This is a genomic window from Acidovorax sp. BoFeN1, assembly GCF_003345135.1.
GTDB lineage: Bacteria > Pseudomonadota > Gammaproteobacteria > Burkholderiales > Burkholderiaceae_C > Acidovorax > Acidovorax defluvii.
The window spans coordinates 1-1,372 of sequence record NZ_QOZT01000165.1 but is presented as its reverse complement, the minus strand read 5'-3'; the positions used below and the strand labels follow the sequence as shown (position 1 = coordinate 1,372).

Annotated in this window: 1 protein-coding gene; it reads left to right on the top strand. The window is 71.9% G+C overall.

What is annotated here, in order from left to right; translation table 11 throughout:
* The coding region (locus DTW89_RS19045; RefSeq protein WP_147277685.1) for an AAA family ATPase at positions 1–1,372 on the top strand (1,372 nt) is incomplete at both ends.

Below are 1,372 nucleotides of genomic sequence, written 5' to 3'. Positions count from 1 at the left end.
CCCCCCACCAACTGCGCCTGATCATCGACCCCGCCAGCCTGGGCTTCGCCACCACCGCCGAGCTGCAAGGCCAGCCCCTGCCCTGGATCGGCCAGGAGCGCGCCCAGGCCGCCGCGCAGTTTGGCCTGAACCTGCAGCAGCCCGACTACCACCTGTTTGTGCTGGGCGAAGTGGGCAGCGGCCGCGCATCGCTGCTGCGCCAGGCCATGCACGAGGCCGCCGCCCAGCGCCCCGTGCCGCCCGACCTGTGCTACCTGCACAACTTTGACCACCCCGAGCGCCCCCGCGCACTGCGCCTGCCCGCAGGCCAGGGCCGGCAGCTGCGCCAGGGCATGGGCAACGTGGCGCGCAACCTGCAGGCCGACATCCCCAAGCGCCTGGCCAGCCCCGACTTCAAGGCCGAAGCCGGGCGCCTGCAGCAGCAGTGGCAGGCGCAGGAATCCGCCGCGTTTGCACAGCTCGACGAATTTGCCAAGGCGCGCCAGTTCAACCTGACGCGCGAAGGCGGGCAGATGGTGTTCACCCTCACGGGCGCGCGCGGCCAGCCGCTGACCGAAGCCGAGGCCCGCGCCCTGCCGCCCGAGCGCCGCGCCGAAATCGACCTGGCCGAGCAAGCCCTGCGCGCCGAGATCGGCCGCTTTCTGGACACCATGCGCCCGCTGGAACGCGCCCGCGACGAGGCCCTGGCCGCCCTGCGCCGCCACACCATCAAGCCGCTGGTGGAGCAAGGCCTGGACGGACTGCGCCAGGGCCTGCGCAAGCAGATCAAGGACGGCGCCAAGCTTTCGCAATGGCTGGAGCGCGTGGAGCGCGCGCTGCTCGAGCACATCGACCTGTTCGAGCCCCTGCACGACCAGGAGCCCGACAGCGACGCCGAAGCCGACCGCAAGGACGCGCTGGACGACCTGCTGGCCCGCTGCCAGGTGAACCTGGTGGTGGACAACGACGGCCGCACCGCCGCCCCCGTGGTGGTGGAAGACCACCCCACCGCACGCACCCTGTTCGGCAGCATCGAGCACGGGCTGGATTCCGACACCGTGCAGTCCGACCACACCGGCATCCTGGCCGGCAGCCTGCTCAAGGCGCACGGCGGCTTCATCCTGCTGCACCTGCAGGACGTGGCGGCCGAAGAAGGCCTGTGGCCGCGCCTGCGCCGCTTTCTGCGCTGCGGCCGCCTGCAGATCGAAGAAGGCGCAGGCGGTGGCGGCCCCGCCGCCCACGGCCCCGGCGCGCCCGCCGCGCTGCTGCCCGAGCCCGTGGATGTGGAAGTCAAGATCGTGCTGATCGGATCGGTGGAGGAGTACTACGCCCTGCAAGAGGCCGACCCCGACGCCGCCCGCCGCTTTCGCGCCAAGGTGGACTTTGTAGAGCG